This is a genomic window from Streptomyces griseiscabiei (assembly GCF_020010925.1).
In the GTDB taxonomy this organism is placed as follows: Bacteria; Actinomycetota; Actinomycetes; order Streptomycetales; family Streptomycetaceae; genus Streptomyces; species Streptomyces griseiscabiei.
This window is the reverse complement of the sequence record NZ_JAGJBZ010000001.1, coordinates 2567202-2591276: the sequence shown is the minus strand read 5'-3', so window position 1 is coordinate 2591276 and position 24075 is coordinate 2567202. Positions and strand designations below refer to the sequence as shown.

General features: G+C 68.9%; 16 protein-coding genes. 10 read left to right on the top strand and 6 right to left on the bottom strand.

Translation table 11 applies throughout. The annotated features are described in order from the left end of the window. The first annotated feature begins 231 nt into the window (after positions 1 to 231). Together J8M51_RS11135 and J8M51_RS11130 are read left to right on the top strand one after the other, a co-directional pair. Positions 232 to 1665, top strand: coding sequence for a GH1 family beta-glucosidase (locus J8M51_RS11135; RefSeq protein ID WP_010354074.1), 1434 nt, complete (start codon positions 232 to 234; stop codon positions 1663 to 1665). 215 nt (positions 1666 to 1880) lie between these two features. Next, the gene (locus tag J8M51_RS11130; RefSeq protein ID WP_231885299.1) at positions 1881 to 3431 is read left to right on the top strand and encodes an endo-1,4-beta-xylanase; all 1551 of its coding nucleotides are present in this window, start codon (positions 1881 to 1883) and stop codon (positions 3429 to 3431) included. 444 nt (positions 3432 to 3875) lie between these two features. On the opposite strand, the gene J8M51_RS11125 is transcribed toward J8M51_RS11130, so the two are convergent. The 3 genes from J8M51_RS11125 to J8M51_RS11115 all read right to left on the bottom strand — a co-directional run bounded on the left by J8M51_RS11125 (position 3876) and on the right by J8M51_RS11115 (position 8194). Continuing rightward, positions 3876 to 4871 (bottom strand): LacI family DNA-binding transcriptional regulator, encoded by a 996-nt coding sequence (locus J8M51_RS11125; protein WP_231885171.1) that lies wholly within the window; start codon positions 4869 to 4871, stop codon positions 3876 to 3878. 227 nt (positions 4872 to 5098) lie between these two features. Further along, the gene (locus tag J8M51_RS11120; protein WP_013005177.1) at positions 5099 to 7063 is read right to left on the bottom strand and encodes a glycoside hydrolase family 127 protein; all 1965 of its coding nucleotides are present in this window, start codon (positions 7061 to 7063) and stop codon (positions 5099 to 5101) included. Between the two features lie 117 nt (positions 7064 to 7180). Further along, a complete protein-coding gene (locus J8M51_RS11115; protein WP_173402937.1) occupies positions 7181 to 8194 on the bottom strand; it encodes a hydroxyacid dehydrogenase in 1014 nt (337 codons plus the stop codon). A 377-nt stretch (positions 8195 to 8571) separates the two neighbouring features. Here J8M51_RS11115 and J8M51_RS11110 point away from each other — a divergent pair, with 377 nt between their 5' ends. The 8 genes from J8M51_RS11110 to J8M51_RS11075 all read left to right on the top strand — a co-directional run bounded on the left by J8M51_RS11110 (position 8572) and on the right by J8M51_RS11075 (position 18833). After that, a complete protein-coding gene (locus J8M51_RS11110; RefSeq protein WP_006378647.1) occupies positions 8572 to 9900 on the top strand; it encodes an ABC transporter substrate-binding protein in 1329 nt (442 codons plus the stop codon). 48 nt (positions 9901 to 9948) lie between these two features. Beyond that, positions 9949 to 10902 carry a carbohydrate ABC transporter permease gene (locus J8M51_RS11105; protein ID WP_006379128.1) on the top strand — a complete coding sequence of 318 codons (954 nt, stop codon included), beginning with the start codon at positions 9949 to 9951 and terminating at the stop codon, positions 10900 to 10902. Then, positions 10899 to 11765 (top strand): carbohydrate ABC transporter permease, encoded by an 867-nt coding sequence (locus J8M51_RS11100; RefSeq protein ID WP_173402938.1) that lies wholly within the window; start codon positions 10899 to 10901, stop codon positions 11763 to 11765. The genes J8M51_RS11105 and J8M51_RS11100 overlap by 4 nt, the downstream gene beginning before the upstream one ends. 10 nt (positions 11766 to 11775) lie before the next feature. After that, a complete protein-coding gene (locus tag J8M51_RS11095) occupies positions 11776 to 13251 on the top strand; it encodes a hypothetical protein (protein ID WP_256964235.1) in 1476 nt (491 codons plus the stop codon). Positions 13252 to 13257: 6 nt separating this feature from the next. After that, entirely contained in the window at positions 13258 to 15189 is a 1932-nt protein-coding gene (locus J8M51_RS11090; RefSeq protein ID WP_256964237.1) for a hypothetical protein, read from the top strand. A gap of 85 nt (positions 15190 to 15274) precedes the next feature. Then, positions 15275 to 16423, top strand: a complete 1149-nt coding sequence (locus J8M51_RS11085; RefSeq protein ID WP_006378835.1) for an alginate lyase family protein — start codon at positions 15275 to 15277, stop codon at positions 16421 to 16423. A gap of 11 nt (positions 16424 to 16434) precedes the next feature. Further along, positions 16435 to 18033: a glycoside hydrolase family 43 protein gene (locus tag J8M51_RS11080; RefSeq protein ID WP_006379147.1), complete on the top strand. Its 1599-nt coding sequence runs from the start codon at positions 16435 to 16437 to the stop codon at positions 18031 to 18033. Then, positions 18030 to 18833 (top strand): alpha/beta fold hydrolase, encoded by an 804-nt coding sequence (locus J8M51_RS11075; RefSeq protein ID WP_006379216.1) that lies wholly within the window; start codon positions 18030 to 18032, stop codon positions 18831 to 18833. The genes J8M51_RS11080 and J8M51_RS11075 overlap by 4 nt, the downstream gene beginning before the upstream one ends. Positions 18834 to 18950: 117 nt before the next feature. Here J8M51_RS11075 and J8M51_RS11070 read toward each other — a convergent pair whose 3' ends face one another. From J8M51_RS11070 to J8M51_RS11060, 3 genes are all read right to left on the bottom strand, one after another. Then, the gene (locus J8M51_RS11070; RefSeq protein WP_006378614.1) at positions 18951 to 20207 is read right to left on the bottom strand and encodes a sensor histidine kinase; all 1257 of its coding nucleotides are present in this window, start codon (positions 20205 to 20207) and stop codon (positions 18951 to 18953) included. A gap of 110 nt (positions 20208 to 20317) precedes the next feature. Beyond that, the gene (locus J8M51_RS11065) at positions 20318 to 22375 is read right to left on the bottom strand and encodes an RICIN domain-containing protein (RefSeq protein WP_037727461.1); all 2058 of its coding nucleotides are present in this window, start codon (positions 22373 to 22375) and stop codon (positions 20318 to 20320) included. A 224-nt stretch (positions 22376 to 22599) separates the two neighbouring features. Further along, a complete protein-coding gene (locus J8M51_RS11060) occupies positions 22600 to 23664 on the bottom strand; it encodes a LacI family DNA-binding transcriptional regulator (protein WP_173402939.1) in 1065 nt (354 codons plus the stop codon). Positions 23665 to 24075: the final 411 nt, after the last annotated feature.

Sequence of the window (24075 nt, the reverse complement as noted above, 5' to 3'; positions counted from 1 at the left end):
CCCGCAACTGCCGTGACGGCGAAACGGCTTGGTCCGAAGTGCGCCGATTGGTCGATCCCTGCAGAAGCACGCCCATCGTGAGTCGATCGCCGTCTTCCCCTCAGGTCAACGTGGATGTTCGGCAGCGGAAGTCATCGCGAATGTGAAGTCGCAGTTCGCCTTGACGCAACCCTGTGCCGATAACAGTTCAGGTGATAGGTTTTGGCGCCACGTCACCAGAGAGGCTGATCCATGTATCGCGACTCCATCGACCGCGGGCACTTGGCGTTCCCGCCCGACTTCATCCTCGGCGCCGCGACCGCCGCGTACCAGATCGAGGGTGGCGCGAGGGAGGGCGGTCGAGGCTCGTCCATCTGGGACACGTTCAGCCACGCCCCGGGGAAGACTGCTGAGGGGGCGACCGGGGACGTCGCCGCGGACCACTATCACCGCGTCGAGGTCGATCTCGACCTGATGGCCTCGCTCCACCTCGACGCCTACCGGTTCTCCATCTCCTGGCCGCGCGTGATGCCCACGGGCGAGGGCGAAGCGAATCCGGAGGGTCTGGAGTTCTACTCGCGCCTCGTCGACGGACTGCTCGCACGCGGCATCAAGCCGATCGTGACGCTCAACCACTGGGACCTCCCGCAGGCATTGGAGGATCGCTACGGCGGCTGGCGAGGGCGGGAAACCGCATTCGCCTTCGAGAAGTACGCGGAGATCGTGGGGGCGGCCCTCGGGGACCGGGTCGCCGTCTGGTCAACCCACAACGAGCCGTGGAACAACTCCTTCGCCGGGTACGGCAATGGCGTGTTCGCGCCTGGCGGTAAGAGCCATGCAGATGCGCTCAAGGCTGCGCACCACCTCAACCTTTCCCACGGACTCGCGGTGGCAGCACTGCGGCGCACCGTGACCAATGCCGAAGCACAGATTTCCGTGGTGCTCAACATCTTCCGCATCGAAGCCGAGACCCCCGAGGACGCCGAAGCCGCGCGTCGGTTCGACGCTGTGGCCAACCGCGTGTTCACAGGGCCCATGCTCCGCGGGAACTATCCGGCCGATCTGCTGCAAGACACCCGGGCTTTCACCGACTGGAGCTTCGTTCTGCCGGGCGACTTGGAGATCTGCCACCAGCCCATCGACCTGCTCGGCGTCAACTACTACGAGGTCATGCACGTACGTCTGAATCAGGACTTCGACCCCAGCGCCGAAAGCTCCGGCGGCACGCCCTTCCCGGGCTCGGAGCGCATCGAGTTCGTCCGCCGCGACGAGCTGGCGCGAACGGTGATGGACTGGGGGATCGAACCACGAGGCCTCGAGGATCATCTGGTCGCCCTTTCCAAGGAGTTCCCCGAACTGCCGATCATGGTGATGGAGAACGGCGCGGCCTTCGAGGACGTGGTCGACGACTCGGGTGGCCGGCGCGTGGTCGTCGACCGCGACCGAACACAGTTCCTCATCGATCACGTCACGGCGGCTCATCGTGCTCGCGAGAGGGGCGCCCGCGTTGTCGGGTACCTCGTGTGGTCGCTGCTCGACAACTTCGAATGGGTCATGGGATACGGCCCGCGGTTCGGCATCATCCGGGTCGACTACGACACCCACGAGCGCATTCCGAAACTGAGCGCGCACTGGTTCGCGGAATTGTGTGCCACGAAGGTCGTCCCGGCCCTCGCCGGCCGCTGAGCGACCACCCTCAATTTCCGCATTCTGCACACCCGCAGAGGCGGTCTCGGGCCGAGCCGCGTTCGTGGGCCGCCGGGAGACAGCGTACGGTCCACGTCGTCCGGATACCGCAGCGTGCCCTCGGACCATCCTTCAACAGGAAAGCGAGACACCATTCAATGAGAATGCACCGCATCGGCGCGGCGCTCGCAACTGTCACCATAGGGCTCTTGACCGTGGCCCTCCCCACCACCGGCGCCTCAGCTGATTCAGACGCGACCCTCCGCGAACTGGCAGCGAAGGAGGGAATCCTCATCGGCTCGGGGGCGACCAACCCCACCTATCTCGACGAACCGAAGTTCGGCGAGGTGCTGGCGGAACAGTTCAACAGCTTGTCTCCCGAGAACGAGCTGAAGTGGAAATTCGTCCAGCCCACGGAGGGCGACTTCGAGTTCGGGGGCCTCGACCGGCTCGTCGACTTCGTTGAAGACAACGACATGGTAGTCAAGGGACACGGGCTCATCTCCCAGTGCTGCAACCCGGAATACGTGACCGACGTCACCGACCCGGACGAGTTGCGCGCGGTCATGAAGACTCACTTCAACACGATCATGGACCGCTACGCCGGAAAGATGGACCGGTGGGACGTGATGACCGAGCCGTTCTCCACCTTCGGCGGCACCGGCCTCGCGCCGAACCACTTCTACGAGGTGCTCGGCGAGGACTACATCGCGGAAGCGTTCCGGATCGCGCACGCCGCTGACCCCGAGGCGAAGCTGTTCATCAACGAGGCGTTGGTGGAGTTCTACCCGGCGAAGCGCCAGGAGCTCTACGACCTAGTGGCCGGCATGGTCGCCGACGGTGTGCCCATCGACGGGGTGGGCTTCGAGATGCACGAGACACAGGCGGGTCCCGAGCCCGGAGTCATCACAGAGATGACGAAGTCCTACCAGAAGCTCGGACTCGAAGTCGCGATCACCGAACTCGACGTGCACACCTACGACGTGGATCAGCAGACGCAGATCTACGGGGACGTCATGGCCGAGGCGCTGGCGGCCGGAATCCGGGACATCAGCTTCTGGGGCTTCACCGACAAGCACGCCTACACGTGGCTGCCGGGCGCGAAGCCCCTCATGTTCGACGAGGAGTACAACCCCAAGCCCGCGTACTACGCCACGCGCGACGCTCTGCGGAACTTCGTCTCCGCTTCCTCGGCTGCTGGCGCCGGCACCCTGTCGAACACCAGCGGGTGGACCCACGGCCTCCATGACGGCAACTACAGCGTGAAGATGAACCTTTGGCACGGCACGCCAGGCAGCTTCTTCCGTCTTTACGAGAACGACAAGCTCGTCGCCGCGCGGGTGCCCACGACAGTCAGCGGCACCTCGCAGTCAGTCGTGACCGAATTCAAGGACAGGCCCAACGGCACCTACGCGTACCGGGCCGAACTGATCAACTCGAAGGGCACCACGTCCACGAACACCACGACTGTCACGGTCACGGATGCCGCCCCGGGCAAGCCCGTGGTCAGCCACGACAACTGGGACAAGGACGGCACCTTCACCGCCACCGCGAACCTGTGGTGGGGCACCAACGCCACCTCGTACACCTTCTACCTCGACGGGGCAGTCGTCGGTGAGGGCCAGCTGGCCGCCGATTCGCCGAACGCACAGTCGCCTCAGGTAGCTCTGTCCGGGGTTCCGAAGGGCAAGCACAGCCTGAAGGTCGTCCTTACCAACGCGAGGGGATCGACCGAATCGGATCCCGTGGACGTGACGGTCGCCTGACGTCAAGTAGTTTCTCGTCTACGGTCAAACGGGGGATAGACGCCCGGCGCGCTCACGACAGGGTGCGCCGGGCGTCTGCGTCGCGTGCTGTCCAACTCCTCCGCCGGGTGAGAGGACGAAGGGCCACCGGCAGGCTGGAGACACGGGCACCCAATGCGTTGACGGAGGGTTTGCACTCGCCCCGGCTGCGACTTGCGCACGAAGTGCTGCGTTGGTCGTTGCCCTCGCTATTGTGGATGGGTGGTGGTCCGGGCTGCGGGAGTACACCGCTGCGGGCCTCTTTCTGGAGTGGAAGTCGGTATGAACGAAGTGGGAGGTTGCCAAGAGGACTGCGGGACTGGGTGATATTGCCCTGGCGGGGGCGGAGTGACCCAGGGCGGGATCTGCGGAGTTGTTCCCGCCGTCCAGGGTTCCCGACCGAACGGACGAGGAGTCTCAACGGCCTTACGGACGGGGGCGGCGTACGGACTGACGGATCACCAGTTGCGTACTGAGGACGACATGGTCGTCGCCGCTGATGCGTTCGCTGTGCTCCAGGGCGAGCCGGACCGCTGTTCTGCCGAGATCCTCGTACGGCACCCGGACCGACGTGAGCGACGGGGTCAGGTCCGAGGCGAAGGGGACGTCGTCGAAGCCCACCAGGGAGATGTCCCGGGGGACGTTCAGGCCGGCGTCGCGGAGCGCGGCCAACGCACCGAGGGCCACCATGTCCGTCCCCGCGAGGACGCCCGTGAAATCGACCCCCGCCTTCAGCGCGTCCCTCGTGCGCTGGTAGCCGGAGACGCGGGTGTACGGACCGGGGACGTCCAGTTCTTCCGCGTACTCCACGCCGTGCGCGCGCAGGGCGTGGAGGTAGCCCTCCCTCCGTTGCGCCCCCGTACTGAGTTGTGGGTCGCCGCCCAGGAAGAGGACGCGCCGGTGGCCTTGGACGAACAGATGGTCTGCGGCCTGGAAGGCGCCTCCGCGGTTGTCGTAGTCCACGACGGTGACTGGGTGATGCCCGGGCAGGGGCGGGCGGCCGACCAGGACCAGACGTGACCCGGCGGCGTCCAGGGCGCGCGCGTACTCGGTCATGCGCTGGAAGTAGACCTCGTCCTGCACTGCCCCGCCGACGAGGACCACCGCGGCCGCGTGCTGCTCGCGCATCAACTGCACCAGGTCGTCCTCGCGGGCAGTGTCTCCGTGAGTGGCGCAGACCAGGCTCAGCCGGCCCCGCAGGGCCGCCTCCTGCTCGACCCCGGCGGCGACATGGGCCAGCGACGGCCCGGTGATGTCCCGCAGGACCAGTGCGACGGGACCGGCCACCCGACCGGAGAGGGCTTTGGCGTGGACGTTCACCACGTAGTGCAGCGACTCCACGGCAGCCATGATGCGCTCCCGGGTGGCGGCCGACACGGGATAGTTGCCGGCCAGGGCCCTGGAAACGGTTGCTACCGACACCCCCGCCCGTTCGGCGACATCGCGAATCGTGCTGGGGCGCTCTTCACCTGCCTGGTTCTTGCGCCGACGCCTAGAAGCCTGGGAGGCGGGCGTTGGGGGAGAACCGTTTCCGTTCGCTGTCACACCTTGACGTTACTGCACTGAGCATCCTCGCGGACACAGAAGGGTGCGACCGGTTCCCGAATCTTGGTAAACGATTACTGCGGGCATGTTGACCGCGCCGACGTCTACCCGCGGGCGGCCAGCGGCAGCCAGACCCGCATGGCGCCCGGCTCGCGGTTGGCCCAGGCGTAGTACGGCACCGCCGTCAGCTCGACGCTCTCGTGGGGTTCGCCGGAAGTCGCCGACGTGTACGGCAGGTAGGGCCAGTCGCCGGACGTATCGTCGGCGCGGAGCCGGTTCCCCGCGACGCTCACCGTTCGCACCCCGCCGAGCAGTTCGGGGCGGCTGCGCACGGTCAGTGGCGTGTCCGGCGGCACAGCGATCGTGTCCGGGTCCAGGCGCCCCGGTTGGTCGGTCTGCTCCAGGCAGTAGACCAGCGGACCGCGTTCGACGGCGGCGCAGCCCCGGACGGCGTCGACGCGTGAGGAAGGGACGGTGAGCCGGGCCGGCATCGCGAGGTCGAGGCGGACGGTGTCGCCGGGGGTGAACGCGCGGGTGATGCGCAGCCAGCCGGAGTCGGCCCCGTCTTCGACGGTGGTGCCGTTCACGGTCAGGGTGTGGTCGGCGCACCACGCCGGCAGGCGTAGGGAGAGCGTGCGCGGCAGGGCGGTGGGAGCCTCGTCCACGGTGACGGTCACCGTGCCCTCCCACGGATACTCCGTCGTCACCCGTACGGTGAGGCCGTCGCCGCCGTAGACGCCCGTGGCGTACTGGTGCAGTTGCAGACCGCTGTCGTCGGCTGTGGCCAGGTAGTGCGGGAGCCCGGCGAGCAGGCGCATGACGTTGGGCGGGCAGCACGCGCAGCGGAACCAGGGGGTGCGGTGGGCGGTCTGGTCGCCGGGGCGTTCGTGTGAACGGGCCCGCCGATGAAGCGGGTTGACGTACAGCCAGGTGCGGCCGTCGAGACCGGCGCCGGCCAGGAAGCCGTTGAACAGGGTGCGCTCGACGAGGTCGGAGTAGCGGGCCTCGCCGGTGAGCAGGGCCATGCGCCAGGAGAAGTGGACGGAGGCGATGGCGGCGCAGGTCTCGGCGTAGGCGCGGTCGGCCGGCAGTTCGTGGGCGTCGCCGAAGGCCTCCCAGTCGTGCCGGGAGCCGACGGCGCCGGTGAGGTAGGTCTTGGTCGTGACCATGTCCCGCCACAGCCGCTCCAGCGCCGTGCGGAGTTCCGTGTCGCCGGTCTCCGCGGCCAGGTCGGCGGCTCCGGCGAGGAGGTAGAGCTGGCGTACGGCGTGGCCGGTGACCTCGTCCGCCGCGCGGACCGGCGTGTGGTCCTGCCAGTACTCGGGCCCCGGGTCGCGGTCGTGGCCCCGGTCGGCGCCGGAGGAGAGGGTGCCGTGACCGCGGCGTTCCAGGAAGTAGCGGGCGAGGTCCAGGTACCGCTTCTCGTCGGTCGTCCGGTGGAGTTCGACGAGGGCGGTCTCCACCTCGGGATGGCCACAGACGGTGTCCACCTGCTTGCCAGGGCCGAAGACGGAGTCGATGTGGTCCGCGAGCCGGCGGGCCACGGCGAGCAGCCGGTCGGAACCGGTGGCCCGGTGGTGCGCCACGGCGGCCTGGATCAGATGTCCCGCGCAGTACAGCTCGTGTCCCCAGCCCGGCTCGGTCCAGGGAATGCCGCCGCCGAGCTGGTAGTACGTCTGGAGGTAGCCGTCCTCGCGCTGGGCGGCGGCGATCAGCTCGACGATGGCTTCGACCTCGGTGGCGAGTGTCTCGTCGGGAGTGTCCGCGAGCTGCCAGCAGGCGGCTTCCAGCCACTTGTAGACGTCGGAGTCCTGGAACTGGAAGTCGCCGGAGAAGCCGGTGCCGGACGGGGTGTCCGCGCCGTCGGTGCGCGGGGCCGCGGCGGCACGGAAGTTGGCCAGGTTGCCGGCCTGCTCCAGCCGCCCCGGGCCCTCGGCGAGGGAGATCCGGGCGTTGACCCGGCGACGTTCGGCCCAGAAGCCGCCCTCGATGCGGGCCGCGGAGGCGGGACGCAGGGGTGAGACGGCACGTGGGGAGGGGTGGACCGGTCCGGCCTGAATGGTGTTCAAGGGTGTCTCCGAGGGAAGAGGGACGGGCTGGGGTGGGGTGGGGTGCGACGGGATCGGCGTTGCGGGAGCCCGGGCGGGCGGGCGGCGTCCTCGGCCGGCGGGTGGGCGTCGAAGTCCTCAGGCGCTGATCGCCAGTTCGGCCCGGTGGACCGGGTGGGCAGGCGGCAGCCCCGTCGTCAGGCGTTCCAGTTCCGTCACCACCGTGCCGCCGAGGCGGGCCAGTTCGTTGCCGAGGGAGCCGGCGATGTGCGGCGTGAGGAACACGTTCGGAAGGCGGTAGAGCGGGGAGTCCGCGGGCAGCGGCTCGGGGTCGGTGACGTCCAGGATCGCGCTGAGCCGGCCGTTCACCAGTTCCTCGGTGAGCGCGGTGTGGTCGACGAGGGCGCCCCGTGAGGTGTTGATGAGGACGCCGCCGTCGGGGATGAGCGCCAGCCGCTCGCGGTTGAGCATGTGATGGGTCTGCGGGGTGTCGGGGGCGTGCACGCTGACGATGTCACTGGTGCGCAGCAACTCGTCGAGGCCCAGCGGGACCGCGCCCAGTTCCGCGGCCTGGGCGGCGTCGACGTAGGGGTCGTGGAGGCTCACCGACAGCTCGAAGGGCCGCAGCAGTTCCAGGACCCGGCGGCCCACCCGGGAGGCGCCGATCAGACCGACCCGGCGGCCGAGGTTGCCGACCGTCACGTACTCCGTCGCAGCGGGGTAGACGTGCTCGGCCCGGAAGCGTTCGCGCAGCCCGAAGGCGTCCTTGCCGGCCAGCAGGATCGCGGCGAGCGTGTACTCGGCCACGGGCAGGGCGTTGGCCCGCACCGCGCTGGAGAGGGTGAGACCGCGCTCCCAGAACGGCTCACCCACGAGGTGGCGGACGCTGCCGCCGGCGTGCATGACGGCGCGCAGTCGCGGCGCCGCCGCCAGTACCTCCGCGCCGAGGTGCGGGCAGCCCCAGCCGGTGACCAGTACCTCGGCGCGGCCCAGGGCCTCGGCCACGGCGGGATCGGAGAAGTCCTGGGCGACGAGCGTGAGGTCGACCCGCGCCAGTTGCTGGAGGCGGGTCAGCAGCGGAGGCGGGAAGAGTTCGGGCAGATGTACCGGATTCATGGCGAAGAGGGCGAACGGCGGCACTGACGTATGCATGCTGCTCCTGGGGAGGGGCGCCGGGATCGGCCGGCGACAAGCCTGAGCGTCACAGTAAACGTATTCCACGCTAGAAGCCCCAGAGAACCCGGTCAATGACCAGCTCTGCGACACAGGTACGTCACAGAGAGTCCACCCACCTGCCCCGCGATGGCGCGAACGTCCATGGTCAGGCGCATCGACAGGTAACGTTCTGGAAAGTCGAGCGAAACAATCCGGCGCCACCTCTTGTGGATCTGGCTCCCTCGGTCGTACCGTCCACGACAACAAACGATTACTGCCTCGCCGCGCAGTACCCGTTTCTCTCCCCTCGCGTCGCCCTGACCGCGCCGTTCCCCCACGTGCAGGCGCCGTCCCATTCCTTTCGTGGAGGACCGATGTCCAAGTCCGGTATGCGCCCCAGGGTCCTTGTCTCGGTGGCCGCCGCCGCTTCTCTCTCGCTGCTGCTGACCGCCTGCTCTGACGACTCCGGCACCGACGCCTCGGCGGCCACGAAGGGCAACGTCACGCTGGAGTTCTGGAGCTGGACGGACGGCATCGAGGCGCAGGCCGAGGTGTGGAACAAGAAGCACCCCGAGACGCAGATCAAGTTCGTCAACGCTGCGGGTGACACCGCTTACCAGAAGCTGCGGGCCGCGGTGAACGCGGGCACCGCGCCCTGTCTGTCCAAGATGGACGGGATGAACCTGGCGAGCTTCGCCGCCGACGGACTGCTGACCGACATCAGCGAGGTCGCGGCCAAGCACAAGGACGCGTACACGGTCGCCGCGTGGAACGCGGTCAGCCCCGGAGGCACCACCTTCGGCATTCCGATGGGGTCGGCGCCGCTGTTCACCGCCTACCGCGCGGACCTGTTCCAGAAGTACGGGATCGAGGCCCCGAAGACCTGGGACGACCTGATCGCCGCGGGCAAGAAGGTCCAGGAGAAGGACAAGGACGTCAAGATCTACAACATGGCGGGCGAGGACCCGAGCTCGCTCGTCGACCTGTCCTGGGAGGCCGGCGCGCAGTGGTACAAGGTGGACGGCGACCACTGGGTCATCGACTTCGCCTCTCCCGAGGCGCTCAAGGCCGGTGACATCGTCCAGCAGCTCGTCGACAACGACCTCGCCTCCAACGCGTCGTACGCCGACCCGGGTGTCTTCAAGACCTGGGACCTCGGCAAGACCATCGCGATGACCAGCTCGACCTGGCAGCTGCCGATCTACGACACGAACTTCCCCAAGTCCAAGGGCAAGTGGCAGCTCGCCGACTCGCCGGCCTTCGACACCGCCAAGCCGCAGACCTCCAGTAACTTCGACACCACCGGCGTCCTCAAGGGCTGTAGGTACCCCGACCGCGCCGCCGAGTTCGCCGCCTGGCTGAGCAGCAGCAAGGAGTCACTGACGGCGCTCACCGACCCGGACTCCAAGTCGGGCCTGTTCCCCGCCGTCAAGGACGTCTCGCCGTACGTCGACAAGATCATCCCGACCGGGATGTTCAACGGGAAGTCGGACAGCGCGCAGGTGATTACCACGGCGGCCTCGCGGGTCGGCGAGCAGTGGCAGTACGGGCCGAACTACGCGGCGATGTACTCCGAGATGCAGAAGCAGTGGGGCAAGGTCATGAAGAAGCAGCTGACGGTCAAGGACATGCTGACCTCGCTGCAGAAGTGGACCGTGGACGACCTCAACCGCAAGGGCATCAAGGCCGTCGCCGGCAGCTGACCTCCCCTGTAGGCCCCGCCTCTGTAGGACCCACCTCTGGAGACACCCGTGTCCACCCTGACGCGACCCCCCAAGGTCGCCACCGACTCCCCGGCCCGGCGGCCCTCCCCCCGCCGGGCCGGGAGCCGGGGAGCCCACAAGGGACTGCTGTTCGCACTGCCCTTCCTGCTCGGCTTCCTGGCCACGTACGTCGTGCCGATCGGCTATGCCTTCAGCCAGAGCCTGAGGGAGAAGAAGAGCAGCGGGCTGGGCTTCGGCCCGACCCGGGTCGTCTTCACCGGCTTCTCCAACTTCGCCTCCATCCTCGGCGACGGCGCCTTCTGGTCGAGCATGCTGCGCACGCTGCTGTTCGGAGCGGCTCAGATCACGGTGATGCTGGGCCTGTCGCTGCTGCTCGCCCTGCTCCTGGACGGGGTGGCCGCCCGTGCGGTGCGGTTCTTCCGCGCGGCGCTGCTCATCCCGTACGTGGTGCCCGCCGTGGTGTCCACCGTGATCTGGCTGTTCCTCTACAGCCCGACGGGCTCTCCGCTGCTCGACCTCGCGCACGGCGCCGGCACGGACATCACCTTCTTCGGCGGCCTCAACACCTACCTCTCCCTGGGCAATCTGCTGACCTGGCAGGGGATCGGCTTCAACATGATCCTGATCTCCGCCTCGCTACAGGCGCTGCCCCGCGAGCTGTACGAGGCGGCCCGACTGGACGGGGCCAGGGAGTGGCGGATCGCCTGGTCGGTCAAGATTCCCAACATCACCGGCATCCTGGTGCTGACCGGCATGTTCTCCCTCATCGGGAGGCTGCAGCTGTTCGCCGAACCACTGCTGCTGCGGCAGATCGCGCCGGAGTCGATCAACACCGACTTCACTCCGATGATGGAGATCTACGACAAGGCGTTCAAGACCGGTGACTACCAGTACGCCGCCGCCGAGTCGCTGGTCCTGGCCGTGGTCACCGGCATCCTCGCCTTCGTCTTCTACCGGGCCACGAACAGGAAGATGTCATGAGCGCTGCCGTATCCGGGGGCGGCGTGCGCCCCACCCGCCGCGCGGTGGCGCTCACCACCGGCCTGCTGGTCCTCTTCCTGATCTACTCACTCGCCCCGACGTGGTTCCTGATCGTCTCCGCGACCAAGAACCAGACGGACCTGTACTCCACCTTCGGACTGTGGTTCTCCTCCAACCACCTGGCGGACAACGTCCAGGAGATCTGGACCTACCACGACGGGGTGTTCAACCGCTGGATCGGCAACTCGATCCTCTACTCCACACTCGGCGCGGCCGGTTCCACCCTGGTCTCGCTCGCCGCCGGGTACGGGCTGTCGAAGTTCGACTTCCGGGGCCGGGGCGCGTTCTTCGCGGTCATCGTCGGTGCCTCGCTGCTGCCGAGCACCCTGCTGGCCTTCCCGCTGTACCTCGTCTTCGCCCAGATCGGCCTGACCAACACCATCTGGTCGGTACTCATCCCGTACTTCATCAATCCGTTCGGGGTCTACCTGGGCAAGGTGTACGCGGACAGCTCCGTCCCCACCGAACTGATGGAAGCGGCCCGTCTCGACGGCGCCGGGGAGCTGCGGATCTTCTGGTCGGTCGCGCTGCGGCTGATGCGGACCGGCGGCATCACCATCTTCATGCTCGAATTCATCAACATCTGGAACAACTTCTTCCTGCCCCTGTTCATGCTCACCGGTGAGCGCACGTTCCCTGTGAGCCTCGGGCTGTACTCCTGGCTCCAGCAGGCGCAGACCGCCCGCGACATGAACACCCTCGTCCTCACCGGGTCCCTGTTGTCCATCGTTCCGCTCGCGGTCTTCATGTTCGCGCTCCAGAAGTACTGGCGCAGCGGAATCCTCATGGGCAGCCTCAAGTAAAGGATCAGCCGTGCCCAACGCACCCAGAAGACGTGATGTCCTCAAGTACGCCGGCACCACCGGCGTCGCCGCGGCCGGCCTCGGCCTGCTGAACTCCCCGTCCGCCGCCGCGGCCCCGGCCGCGGACGCCGCCTTCGAGCCGGCCGTCTGCAAGCCCCTGGACATCGTCGTCTTCGGCAACGGGAGCTCCGAGTCGGCGCACGGTCTCACTGCCACGCTCTCCGACACGGTCACCGGAGGCCTCGGCCAGAAGGCCCGTGTCCTCAACCCCACCGAGCCGGCCACGTACTGGGGCGGCACGCTCGAGTTCGACGTAGTCGTCAGCCCGACCGACACCACCTACGTCACCGTTCGCCTGTGGGGCGACGACTACGACACCACCTCGCAGCAGGCGGGCTCCGGCACGAACATGTGGCGGCTGCAGCTGTTCTGCGACGGCAAGCAGGTCGGCTACCAGGACGAGGGAGCCGTCGACAGCCTCGACATCCTGGACACCGCGCCGCGCACCCCGGGCCGGTTCTTCTTCCACACCCTGCCGCTTCCGGAGCGGCTCACCCGGGGCAGGAAGAAGGTGAAGCTGGAGATCCGCTCGATGGGCCGCATCTGGTCCTACGGCCAGAACGTCGACCAGCTGTACTACAAGATGACCACGCCGTCGCGGGGCATCTACCGCCTCTACACCCACACCGAGCCGTACTTCGTCCCGCCCAAGGGTGAGGTGCAGGGCCCCGCGCCGCTGCCGAAGGCTCGTACCGTCGAGGGCCCCGAGATCCTGGAGGCGGTGCGTCAACGGGTCGCCAAGGACCAGAAGCACTACCTGACCGGGGCCAACCCCGCCGGCATGGACGCCTTCGCCTTCCAGTCGCTCGCCGAGGGCTACCTCTGGTCCGGCAGCCCCGCGTACCACGACCCGGCGGCGCTGGACCGCGTCCTGCGCGCGCTCGACGGCCGGTACATGGCGTGGAAGAACGACGCGACCGTGATGACCGGCTCCGACCAGCAGTGGCAGGGCTTCGGCCGGGTCGGGCTGGTGCTGGCGCTGCTCTGGGAGCACCTGGGCGACCGCCTGGACGAGAAGGTGACCGGTTCGCCGTACGAGATCTCCAACCCCGGTTTCGAAGAGGGCGGCGACACTCCCATGGGATGGGAGGTACCTGGCTGGGGGAAGACCGCCGACGCCTCCTGGTCCCGGGACACCACCGTCAACCGGTCGGGCTCCGCCTCGCTCAAGGTGACGGCGAGCGCGGCGAACGGATTCATCACCGTGTACAACTCGCCCAAGACCCGCGTGGGCAAGGGGAAGTACACCTACGGCGCCTGGATCAGGACCGACGGCGTCACGGGCACGGGCGCCCACATCGACCCGCTGTTCTTCGACGCGGGCGGCAAGCTGGTCGGCAGCGACCACCGCCAGTTCGCCACCACCGGCACCCATGGCTGGGAATACGTCTCCATAGACCTGGACACACCCGACGGCGCCACCTAGGTGGAGATGCACCTGCGACTGTCCGGCCCCGGCACGGCCTGGTTCGACTCCGTGGACATGGTGGGGCCCACCGAGCTGCGCAACCCCGGCTTCGAGCAGGGCACCGGCACCCCGTCGGGCTGGGAGGTGCCGGGCTGGGGGAAGACCGCCGACGCCTCCTGGGCTCGGGACGCGTCCGTCAACCGGTCCGGTTCCGCGTCGCTGAGGCTGGCCGCCACCGCGGCGAACGGCTTCGTCACGGCGTACAACACGGCGAAGCTCCAGGTCGGCAAGGGGAAGTACACCTACGGCGCCTGGGTCAGGACCGACGGCGTCACCGGCACGGGCGCCCACATCGACCCGCTGTTCTTCGACGCGAGCGGCAAACTCGTCGGCGGCGACCACCGGCAGTACGCCGCCACCGGAACCCATGGGTGGGAGCAGGTCTCCATAGACCTGGAAACCCCTTCCGGCGCCACCCAGGTGGAGTTCCATCTGCGGCTGAGCGGACCGGGCACCGCCTGGTTCGACGACCTGGCCGTTGTCGCGCCCGAGGCCACCGGAACCCACGAGCAGCCGGTGCGGCGCGCCGCCTACACCGACATGCTGAAGTCGAGCCGGGACTACTGGCGTCAGCACTTCCCGCACTACACCAACCAGTCGCAGATCTGCGCCATCGGCCTCTACCAGGCCAACCGCGGCCTCGGCCTGCTCGCCCCTGACCTCGCACTGCCGGAGGACAAGGCCCGCGACTACCTGTACCAGTCGCTCGGCATGAAGCCCTACCTCGGCAAGGAGGACAAGGACGGCAACCCCACCAAGCCGCTGGGTGAGAGCTACCACCAGGTCAGCCGGGCCGGCCTGACCCGCGAACTGGGGTACGTGGGCAGCTACGGCGAGGTCCACGACTGGCTGGTCATGATGTACGAGTCGGTCACGCGCGGATACCGGGCCCAGGAGGCGCCGGAGCTGCGCGAGCAGATGGTGAAGATCATCAAGGCCCGGGGGCGGTTCCGGGTGGTCGACGTCGACGAGACGGGCGCCCGCGTCTCCCGCATCGAGACCGTCGTCGGCTGGCGCAACGAGGTCTACCCCGGTGAGGTCGCCTACGCCTCCCGCACGGCCTGGGACTCGCACCCGCTGATGTCGGCGGTGGTGTTCAAGGACCCGGACATCGTCGGCTGGACCCAGGAGATGGTCGACGACGGGCAGTTCTACCGGCAGCTCGATCTGCTCGTCCACCACACCTGGACCCGCGTCGGCCTCGCCGCGCTGCGCCTGGTCTCCCGCGACTGGGACGCCTTCCAGGCCCTCCCGGCCCGCCCGGGGCGCATCCCCACCGCCTGGGACCGGCCCGACTTCGTCTTCACCGACGAGGAGAACGGCGTCCTGGCCGTGAAGAACGGCGAGGAACTCCTCTTCGCCTCCCTGTACTGGCGCGCCCGGCAGGGCGTCAACGACTACGCCCGCATCCACCACCTCACACCCACCGACCAGCGCTCCGCGACGATCCGCCAGCGTTCGGCGGGCGCCACCGACGACACGTACACGGTCCACGACTGGATCCTGTGGGACTACGCGATCAACGATCCCGGGGCCGGACACATCCCGCCCGGCGGCTTCCCGCCCCCCGGCGACACCCTCCACCAGGCACTCAAGGGTGACGTGTACCCGCTCGCTCCGGTCCCGGCCGACGTCCCGGACCCGGCCATGGGCGTCGACTTCGAGGGCGTGGAGACCATGCTCGTCGGACGCGCCCCGTTCTATCTGTGCGAGTACGGCGACTACCTGATCGCCATGAACACCAGCACCGAACGGACGTACACCCTGCCCGCCCGTCAGGACTTCGGTCCGGCCCGCGACCTTGCCACCGGCCGCGTCATCGGCGCCGGACAGCGTCCCAAGGTCGGCCCGCGCAGCACGCTCGTGCTGTACCGGGGCCGGCGCGCGGCCGGCTGACCGCACCGGGGGAGCCGGGCCGACGCCCGGTTCCCCCTCATCTGCCACCCCCTGACACTCAACGTCGAGTGAAAGAGGAAGACGCATGTCCGAGTCACAGCCCGCCACGCCCGCGTCCCCGAGCCGCCGCCGTTTCCTGCAGATCACCGCCGTCGGCACCACGGCGGCCGCCACCGGGATCGCCGCGGCCCCGACCGCGGACGCCCTGACCTCCTTCATCCACCCCGGGGTGCTGCACAAACTCTCCGACATCCAGCGGATGAAGACGCGGATCGCGGCCGCCACCGAGCCCTGGCTCAGCGGCTGGAACGTGTTCAGGGCGAACGCGTACTCGCAGTCGACCTACGCCATGCTGGGCCCGCGCACGACCATCGACCGGGGCACCACCGAGATCGGCAACTGGGAGTTCTGGAACGACTGCAACGCGGCCTACCAGAACGCCCTGATGTGGAACCTGACGGGCACCACCGCCCACGCCACCAAGGCACTGCAGATCATCAAGGCATGGTCCTCCACCCTCACCTCGATCACCGGCAAGGACGCCCAGCTCGCGGCCTCCATCTACGGCTTCAAACTCGCGGCGGCAGCCGAGCTGATGCGGTACACCGCCCCCTCGGGCAGCTGGTCCGCGGCCGAGATCACCCAGACCGAGAACCTCTTCAGGAACGTCTTCGTGCCCCTGGTGAGGACGTTCGGCGACGCGGGCTGGGGCACCAACTGCATCAAGGCGATGATGGCGTTCGGGGTGTTCTGCAACGACACCTCCCTCTACAACGCCGCCGTCGACGCCTTCCACCTGCACGACTGCTGCAAGATCAGCCGGGTGATCAGGGACTCCGGCCAGTGCGTGGACAGCGGACGCGACCAGGCCCACACCCAGCTCATCCTGGGCAGCATGGCCGAGGCCTGCGAGATCGCCTGGGTCCAGGGCCAGGACCTGTACTCCGCCTCCGCCAACCGGCTGCTGGCCGGCTTCGAGTACACGGCGAAGTACAACACCGGCAACGACGTGCCGTACACCGTCTGGGGCTCCTGCCGGCTCACGTTCAACTCCATCTCCACCGTCGAGCGCGGGAATCTGCGCCCGATCTACGAGATGGCCTTCAACCACTACGTCAAACGCCGCAGCCTGCCCGCCCCCTGGACGTACGCGGCCATCGGGAACATCAGCCCGGAGGGCGCGGCGTTCCAATGTGACCACGTGGGCTTCGGCACCCTGCTGTTCACCCTCTGAGCGGAGCTTTCGTGATCCACAACCCCGTCCTGCGCGGCTTCGAACCCGACCCCGTGATCCTCCGCGTCGGCGACGACTTCTACATCGCCACCTCCACCTTCGAGTGGTACCCGGGCGTCCGGATCCACCACTCCAGGGACCTGGTCGACTGGCGGTCCCTGGGCGGGGTTCTGGACAGCACGCGCCTGCTCGACCTCACCGGCGTCCCCGACTCCGGCGGCATCTGGGCGCCCGGACTGTCGTACGCGGACGGCCTGTTCCACCTCGTCTTCACCGTCGTCGACACCTACGCCGAGGGATGGAAGGACCTTCCCAACTACGTCACCACGGCCCCCTCGATCGAAGGACCGTGGTCCGACCCGGTTCCGCTGCACGGCCGCGGCTTCGACGTCTCCTTGTTCCATGACGAGGACGGTGACGGCCGCAGCTGGCTGCTGAACATGCGGTTCGACTGGCGTCCGGACCGCGAGGGATTCGCCGGGATCGAGATCCAGGAGTACGACCGCAAGACCCGGGCCCTGCTCGGCGAACCCCGCACCCTCACCACCGGAACCTCCGTCGGTGTCGCCGAGGGCCCGCATCTCTACCGGCGCGACGGCTGGTACTACCTGGTGCACGCGGAGGGCGGCACCGGATACGAACACGGCGCGGCCGTGGCCCGCTCCCGCGACCTGCTCGGCCCGTACGAGGCCGATCCGGCCGGCCCCCTGCTCACGTCCCGGCACGACCCGTCCCTGGAGTTGCAGAAGGCCGGGCACTGCTCCCTCGTCGAGACGGCGACGGGCCAGTGGTACGCCGCTCACATCGCCGCCCGCCCTCACACGGAGCGGGGCCGGTGCGTGCTCGGCCGGGAGACCGCATTGCAACCGGTGACCTGGACCGACGACGGCTGGCCCCGCATCCCCGGCGCCGTACCCGCCGTAGCGGTGCCGGCACCCGCGCTGCCACCGGCGCCCGTCGCCGAACCACCGGCGCACGACTGCTTCGACGCTCCGGTTCTCGGCCCCGACTGGTCCACCCTGCGCCGCCCGGCCGGCGACGACTGGATCGAGCCGGCACCGGGGCGGCTGCGCATCCGGGGCGGTCAGTCGCCGGTGGGCCGCCGCACGCCCAGTCTGGTGGCCCGGCGGGTGACCGCCCCGCGCTGCTCCTTCGAGACCAGCCTGACCTTCTCGCCCCGCACCCCCGACCATCTGGCCGGTCTGACGGCCTACTACAACACCCGCAACTGGCACTACCTGTACGTCACCGCCGAGGACGACGGCTCCCCGGTCCTGCGGGCACTGAGCTGCGAAGCCGGCCGTCTCGTCGCACATGAGCCGACCGTACCGCTGAAGCCCGGACGCCCGGTCGTCCTGCACGCGGAACTCGACGTTCCGGCCCTGCGCTTCTCGTACGACACCGGCGGGGGAGTCCAGACGCTGCCGATCGAGCTCGACGCCACCGTCCTGTCCGACGAGCACGCCGACGAGTTCCACGACGGCCAGTTGCGCGTTCTCGGCTTCACCGGCGCCATGTGGGGCCTGTGGGTGCAGGACCTCGACGGCGCCGGTGTCCACGCGGACTTCGCCCACGCCACGTACCGGACCTTTCCGGACGGCCCCGCATGACGATCGACGACCTGAGACGCGTCCACCTCTTCCGCACCGATCTCGGGTCCGACGAGGCGGTGCCGCTGCTTCTGGTGCACGGCTGGGGCGGGGACGGCCGGGAGTGGTCCGCGCACGCCGAGGCGCTGGCCGACCGGTTCCGCGTGATCGTCCCCGACCTGCGCGGGCACGGCCGGTCGGACGTCCCCGACGAGGGCAACACGCCGACGGAGATGGCCGACGACCTCGCCGCGCTGCTCCGGCACCTTGGCACCGGGCCGGCGATCGCCGTGGGCCACTCCATGGGCGGCCAGGTCGTCAACCTGCTCGCGGTCCGGCATCAGGAGCTCGTCCGCTCGGTCATCGCCCTTGATCCGGCTCACGGCGCGCACGGGGCGGAAGTGGAGGGGATTCCCGCCCGGCTCGCGGAGTACCGGGAACGCGGGGCGCGTGCCGCGGCCGAGTTCATCGCCGGCGCCTTCCCGGCAGGCGCTCCGGCCGGACTGCGTACGGCACATGTCCGCACCATGCTCGGCACCCCGGATCACGTCATCGCCCAGGCGTACGCGGGCATGTACACCGACTCCGGCGCGGTCGGCGTCCGCCCGCACAGCGAGGCGTATCTGCGCCGGCGCAGCCAGCCCGCGCTCACCGTATGGACCTCGGCGCAAGCGGCCACCTGGGAACGCGGCACCCTGCATGTCCCCGGCTCCCGCGTCGAACACTGGCCTGACACCGGGCACTACCTGCACGAGGAACATGTCGGACGCACAGTGCGCCTGTTGGAGGACTGGGCGACGGCTGGACAAGGGACCCGGTAGGAAGTGCCTGCGCCCGTTCACCGGCTCCAGCAACTGGACGCAGCACCTGCTCGCCCCGGCGGGCAGACCTCAGTCCGGTGCCGGGGGGCGGGTGGACTGCGGGAGTTGGCGGCGCCCTTAGCGATGCCCGGCCCTGCCAGGGCCCGCTCGTCGCATGGTGGGGAGGAGTGCTATGACCTCCCAGCCGTGGTCCTCGCGTGGGCCGGTGTGCAGTGTGCCGCCGAGTGCGGTGACGCGTTCGGTGAGGCCGACGATGCCGAAGCCTCCGCCGCGGGCGGCGTAGGGCAGCGGGGCGCCTGCGCGGCCGTTGTCGCGCACCGTCACGTGCAGGGTGTCGTCGGCGTGAGCGAGGGCGACGGTGACTTCGGTGGCGTCGGCGGCGTGGCGCCGTACGTTCGTGAGGGCTTCCTGGACGACGCGGTAGGCGGCGGCCTGTACCTCGTGGGGCAGATTCGGGGGCATGGAGGCGGAGCGGTGCAGTTCGGCCTTCGGGCCGGTCGGGCCGCCGAATCGGTCGACGAGTTCCGTGAGGGCTGCCAGGTCGCCCACCAGGTGGTTCTCGCCCGGCTCCAGCCGGGCCGTTTGCTCCGGGCCTTCGCGCAGGATTCCGACGGTCAACCGCATGGAGTCGAGCGCCTCGGTCGCGGCGTGCTCGATTCCCGCCAGGACCGGGTCCAGGCGATCTGGTTCGCTGCTGACCATCATGCGGGCCATCTGTGTCTGGATGAGGATGCCGGTGACGTGGTGGGCGACGAAGTCGTGCAGGTCGGCTGCCATGGCGAGGCGTTCGGAGCGACGGGTCTCGGCGACCGCGACGCCGCGCCTGTGGTCCAGGGAGCGCAGGTAGCCGCCGAGGCCGATGGTGATGCCGGTCATCAGCGCTACTACCAGTGTGAGCCCCAGGATCAGGGCGTCGTCCTGGGTGCCGGTTGCGTAGAAGCGCAGCGGTGCAGCGATGGCCGCCCCGCCGACGAGCAGGGCACAGGGGCCTGCCCATCGTGGTGGGCAGGTACGGACGGCGAGCAGCAGCAGGCAGAGCAGGACCGCCACTTCCCCAGGGCCGAACATACGAATTCGCTCGGTCGTCGTGGCCACGGCGGTCAAGGCCAGGGAAGCGCCTGCTGGTAGGGCGGCCCGCAGTTGGGGAGTGAGCCACGCGGGTTGCCGGGCGGAGGGCCACAGGACGGCCGCGAGGCCGAGCGACAGCAGCAGGAGCACAGGCCAGAGGGTCTTGCCGTTGGTGACGGCGATGAGCACGTCCGCGGCGGCCAGCAGGACCAGTGTGATGACGCCCGTCGCACGCAGGCAGCCCTGTCGGCGGGTCCGCGTCGTGGTCGGGTCGTCCGTCGCAGGCAGGAGGTTCACATCGGTCACTGTAGAGAGGAGCGGTCGGCTGCGCCTCGGCTGGTCGGCCGAGGCGGACGTCAGGCGCGGGAACCGCTTCGCCGGCGGTCCCCGCGCCTGGTCATGGCACGGTGGGACGGTCAGTTGATCCGGACGATCTTCCAGAGCTGGTCGTCGAGGCTGGCGCTGCCCCACTGGATGACGGCTGCCCCGTCGGCGGTGGAGGACTGGGTGACGCCGGCGACGAGGGTGCTGTTCACGTTCCGGAGTTTGTAGTAGCCGCCGCCCCCGTCGGTGAGGGTCCACTTCTGGGAGTCGGCGCTGGAGGCGGTGTTCTGGACGATGGCAGCGCCCGCGGCGCTGGAGGAGCCTTGGATGTCGAGGTTGAGGTTGCTCTTGGTGTTCTTGATGTTCCAGGCGCCGCTGCCGGCGGACTGGAAGGTGAAGAGCTGGCAGGTGCAGTTCGTGTTCTGCCACTGGTTGGCGGCGGTGCCGGCGGTGGTGGAGCCGTTCGGGATGTCGAGGTACTTGCCGCTGTTCTTGTTCACCAGGACGTACTGGCCGGTGCCCAGGGGCGGCAGGGCGGTCTGGGTGAGGTTCCAGCGCTGGCAGCCGCAGCTGGTGCCGCTCCACTGGACGGCGGCGGTGCCGACGGTGGTGGAGGCGCTGGGTATTTCGAGGAGCTTGCCACTGCTGCGGTTGGTGATGCTGTACCCGCCGGCCGGGTGGGGCGCGATGGCCCATTCGTGGTCGGGCGTGCCGTTGTCATCCCACTGCAGGACTGTGGCGCCGTTGGCGGTGGACTGGCTCTGGACGCCGAGGACCTTGCCACTGGCGACGTTGAAGATCTTGAAGTAGCCCGAGGACTGCTGCTCGAAGCGCCACTGCTGGTTGGTGGAGGTGGTGGGGTTCTGCTGGGTGGCGGTGGTGCCGTTGGTGGTGGAGCCGCCGACGATCGTGAGGTTCAGGGCGCTGTTCGCGTTGGTCATGGTGTAGGTGGCACCGTCGGAGACGCCGCCGCCCAGGTCGATCGTGCTGTAGGTGACCGGGTTGGAGAGGCCGCTGCCTCCCCGTCCGGCGCTGAGGATCAGCAGGCTGTGCCCGTCGGCGAGGGCCGTCATGCCGCGGCTGTAGCCGCCGATCACATTGGCGCTGATGCGCGTCCAGGTGTTCGCGGCGCCGTTCTGCGTGTTGATGAACAGGTCCTCGGCGCTGTTGGCGCTGACGACGAGTGTGCCGTTGGGGCCGCCGGTGGGCAGCCAGGTCATGTAGGGAGCGCTCTGCGGCACCACGCCGCCCGTCGTCCGCAGCGGGATGCCGGTGACCGAGCCGAACGCCTCCGGGTCGGAGGAGATCTTGTAGTAGACGGAGAAGTTGCCCTCGGGAGCGCCGCCGTACTCGTAAGACATGACGTACTTGCCGTTCGGCAGCTTCGCGACGGTGGGCATGCCCGGCCGGTCGCCGGCGGTGGGCATTGCCACGTCGTCGACGACGGGGCCCCAGTTGCGGACGTCGGTGGAGACCTGGTGGACGATCTTCTGGCCGTGGTCGGGGTCGCGCTGGTCGGAGTAGTAGACGATCAGCTTGCCGTCGGAGACGAGGAAGAACGGCTCCCACACGGGAGTCTGGCCGTTCGTGTCGAACGCCGAGCCGCCTGTGGCGATGTTGCTGACGAAGTCCCAGGTCTGACCGCGGTCGGTGCTGGCGTACATGTCGATCTTGGTGGCCGACCGGTCGGAGGGCACCGAGTCACCTGCGGCCAGGATGGTCCCGGCCGGGAAGTCGCCTATGGCCGTGGGCAGTTCGAAGAGCTCGGGCTGCCAGCGCATGCCCCAGCCGTTCTCGGTGTCGGCTACGTCGGAGAGCTTGCTCCAGGAGTCGCCGTTGTCGGTGGAGCGGTAGATCGGGAAGACGGGCGTACCGTTGGTGTACTGCTCGAACGTGGCGAGCAGGGTGCCGTTGGCCGATCCGTTGTGCTGCAGACGCAGCACCCGCGGGTACAGCGAACCGGGCGAGGGCGCACCCGCGGGCGGGGTGTACATGGTCTGCGAGGGACGGGAGAGGGCCTGAGCCCGCCCCGAGGCAGGCAGCACAATCGTCGCCGCGGCGACGATCAGCGCCAGGATGAGCAACAGCAGGGTGGTGGGGCGGGAATGCTGAGCGGCGCCGGGTCTGGCGCTCAACAGTGCAGGGGACATGTGCGGCTCTCAGGGCAGGGGAGGGACAGGAGGGTCCGGTGCGTGCCGCCCGGGACGAAACCGGGTGGGAAGCGGCGAGCCCGGAGTGCACGTCCACCGCGTACGAGGAACCGCGGTGTCGTGCGGCATAGGAGTCGGACCGATCCGCCTCGCGAGTGAGACGGCTGGTGCGAGTGGCGGAGCTGTGCCCGGGGCGCGGTGTGTTCTCCGAAGCCGGGGTGCTCTCAGGTGGTGGGCCGGTCCGTCTTGTCGGGGTGCGACGGCGGAGGCGCGGTCGAGCCGCGGACGACGAGTTCGACCGGTGGGTCGCTCGCCTGCGGCAGGTCGGTGTCGGGCTTCTCGATCGCGTGCACGAGAAGGCGGATGCCCTCTCTGGCCGCGGCCTCGAAGGGCTGGCGCACGGTGGTCAGGGGAGGAGAGACGTAGGCGAAGACCGGGTTGCCGTCGAAGCCGACGACGCTGATGTCCTCGGGTACGCGGCGCCCGGCTTCCCGCAGGGCGTGGATGAGCCCGATGGCCATCTCGTCGCCCGCCGCGAAGACAGCGGTCACGGACCTGTCCGACGCCAGCGCCCGGCCCACGGCATGGCCGGAGGCAGCCGACCAGTCACCGTTGAGCAGTGGCGGCTCGTGCGCGCCCCGTGCCGCGAGCGCCGCACGCCATCCTTCGATGCGGTCCTTGGTGGCGTACCAGCGCCGCGGACCGGCGAGATGATGAACGGTCGTGTGTCCCAGGTCCAGCAGATGCTCGGTGGCCGCCCGCGCCAGTTCCTGTGCGCCCACACCCATGGTCACGGTGCGGGTGGCGGTGAAGGCGGGCGGTGCTCCCAGGAAGAGGACGGGGACGCCGACGCGGACGCTGATGTCTCCTTCCACGATGGGTTCGGAGACGATGACGCCGTCCACCCCTTGTTCGAGCAGCGACGCCACGGCACCCGCGATGCCCGTCGGGTCGCCGTCGGGCGTGTTGACCACGCGGAGCGCGTAGCCCGCGTCGCGCACGGCCCGCTCGATGTGCACGAGCAGTGAAGCGGTCCCGTAGCCGGCGGTGCCCAGGGCGACCACACCGATGGAGCCGGTACGCCCGGAGACCAGTGTCCTGGCCGCCTGGTTCAGCCGGTAGCCGAGTTCCTCGGCGGCCGCGAGGACCTTGGTGCGGGCGTCCTCGGAGACGTACGGCTCGTTGTTGAGGACCCGGGACACCGTCTTGCGTGACACCCCGGCCAGGCGGGCCACGTCCGCGCTGCGCGGCACAGCGGAGCCCTCGCTCCGTCCCACCACTGCTGCCATGAAGTCTCCCGACGGCCGTACGTCTGCATCGAAGGCGGTCAACTGTATGACCACGCGGTCTGACCGCGTGGTCATGTCTACGTAGCCGACAGCGGTACGTCAAGGGTTCCGGCGGTATCGATTCCGAGGGGCGGATGCGGGTTCGTCGGAGGGCGGCCGGTCGGCGAAGGGAGTCGCAGTCGCCGTGCGGAGAGCCCCCGTGGTGGACATATCTGCTGGTCAAGGGATACAAGTTGGCTCTCGCGCCGGCTCGCGGAACGGGGGTGTCGCTCCCCTCCGGCGGTAGGCCGGCCGTCCTGCCGACAGGTACGGTCAGCTCTGAGGTCAGGTCGAAGGGGCTTGACAGCGACTCCTCGGAGCGTTCACTCTTCCTCCCAACCGCCGGTCGAATTTGTTCGATCGTGTTGAGTC